The organism is Methanoculleus sp. MH98A, from assembly GCF_000691865.1.
Taxonomy (GTDB): Archaea; Halobacteriota; Methanomicrobia; order Methanomicrobiales; family Methanoculleaceae; genus Methanoculleus.
In genome coordinates, this window is the sequence record NZ_JMIO01000128.1 from 1 (window position 1) to 2366 (window position 2366).

Annotated in this window: 2 protein-coding genes; one reads left to right on the plus strand and one right to left on the minus strand. The window is 42.9% G+C overall.

The genetic code is table 11. The features are described 5' to 3' along the window. A partial coding sequence (locus EI28_RS11890; RefSeq protein WP_048115100.1) for a hypothetical protein occupies window positions 1-865 on the plus strand: 865 nt, incomplete at its 5' end. Window positions 866-1090: 225 nt separating this feature from the next. On the opposite strand, the gene EI28_RS14480 is transcribed toward EI28_RS11890, so the two are convergent. After that, on the minus strand, window positions 1091-2366 hold a 1276-nt coding region (locus tag EI28_RS14480; protein WP_197018509.1), incomplete at its 5' end, for an ATP-binding protein.

Here is a 2366-nt window from a genome sequence, read left to right on the forward strand (position 1 = left end):
TAGAAGCGACCTTCGTTTAACCCACGAAAGACTTTACTACGTTCGAAAAGATATCCGCACTATCGGCATCAATTCCGATAACAGGACGCTATGTACAACGAAGAATCCATCGGCAGGATTGAGCGAATGGATCAGGTATGTGCTGAACGGGGAGTACTCTCATTATCTCGCTGATGTTAAGGCGCAATATCAGAGATGTGCCAGATTAAGAGACTCTGTGTTACCCGTCCTGGACGAACTTACCGAGTTGAAGGACAAATACTACAGTTATCGACGCGGCCTGAAGAGACTCTATGCAATTTTTAAAAGTAACACTTGGGATAATCCCACGACCCTGAGAGAAGAGATCAAATTAATGTACGCATCATTTAAAAGATTCAAGGATGCTCTCTGGAAGATCTACTCTCCAAAAAATGGGTTCATATGGAAGACTTATCCCCATTCTAACTATAAATACAGGGAGCTCAACCTCGCCTCAGAGAATCAGATATCCTCAATCCATGAGCAGGTAAGGGACCTTAAGGAACTCGAAGCAAGATTTTCGTCGATATTCAATGACCTGGAGCACTATCTCGAACATAATAGCAGAAAAAACCAGACTGTGGTGCGCACAATCGAGAGAGGAACGCTCCATAAACCGAACAAGCGAGAGCAAGAGCAAGCGATTCGTAAACCGAACAATAAAAAGCAAGAACAGGAGGATAAAGTCGACTTCGAGTTCTTGAAAGTGCTGCCCACGCTCACCCTTGTATCGCAACGTGGAATGAAATACATTAATCCATACGGATGTACGTGGCCTATCAATAAGGACGATGCAATAGAGTTTGAGCAAAAAGGCTACGGAAAAATTGTAAAACGAGACTAACCTTAAGATTTTTTCAACGTATCACCTGCCACCACGAGTTCTGGGTGGGTGGCGCGGGATTAAAGACCAGGTGGATATAAAAGTGATCTCTGACTTACCTCAAATAGAAAAAATGCGGCCTCTACCATGCCAGGGTAATAGGTCATTGAAACTTTAAGCCTTTGATCGATGGCAAAACCCCTCTCACAATCGGAGAGAAAGGTTTGAAATATCCCTCAACTGAGTTCAACTATCCTTAATTGCCCCTTTTACCACAAGTCCCAGATACCGGGTTAATTCGTGCTCAAAACTACGGGATACATCAGATGCATCACTCGTAGCGTGAGCAACTTCGTGAAGTAAGGTGCCTGCGTAGTTCTGGACGTCTTTCAGTTGGTCCCGTTTTATTACAATCCTATTTTCAGAGGGCTCCCACAATCCTAGTGCTTCGCGATATAATTGAAGATCGAGCCGCATTGTTTTGGAAATTAATATTTCCTTAACTTTTTCAGGCCGACCTCCAACGAAACCTAGTATTCGATCAGTCTGCTCAAAGACCCGTTTTTCATCTGCAGTAAGCTGTTTTTCAGACACAAAAGAGAACTTAAAACTATTATTCCAGTCGCTGCTGAATTGCTCCACATCTCTGATCGGATTACCCGCAATGTCTACCATACCCCGCAGTTTTTCTCTAACTTTCTGGGGAACAATTATGACGTTGTATTTACCAGATCTGGCATTGTCCACAAGGTTCGGTGCGGACATGACCTCATCGGAGGTGAAGAATACGACCCTGGAACGATCATTGAGCAATCGGCATGCATGAACAGACACCTCAGCCCAGTCTAACTCGTTATGATCTCCGGCACTATAGTTGGCCAGGTTCCTTACTAATTCGTGTGCAACTTCCTGACTTTCGCAGGCAATAAGGATCTTTTTAATCCTGTCAGAGTAAGCCGTTCTACCGACATTTGTACGCTCGCGATTCAATGCCTTTTGTATGGCCTTGTTTGGAGATGTAATATTATACGAAAAAAGGAAGGTCTCTTCTTCCGCAACCTGAACCCCGTTAACGTATATTCTTGCAGGATTTGATTTCTTTTCGAGGACTTGTCCCAATGACGTTGTTTCTAATACTTTTTCGCCCGAGAAGCGTAGAAACAACTCTTTCGCTTTCGCAATATCACCGTCTGAACAATTTTTAAGGATAAACTCTGTTCCCTGGAATTTATTATCCGAAGGTGGAGAAATGTATGCATGTAATGTTATAATGTCCTCAAAACCATGTTTTTTTGATTTACCAAAAGAAAGGTCTTCATGCCGTGATCTTATTGAAACGTCCACCCCCTTTCGATTGAATGTTGCAAGAGCATCTTTCAACCCGATACCGAATTTTCCAATAACACGGGGGTTTGCAAGTTTTTCGTCATTCTCTTTTTGTGTCAGATGATGATGGTTAAGCCCTCTCCCATAATCACGGATATGCCAGCAGTTCGTTTTATCTTTAAATATCTCGACCATT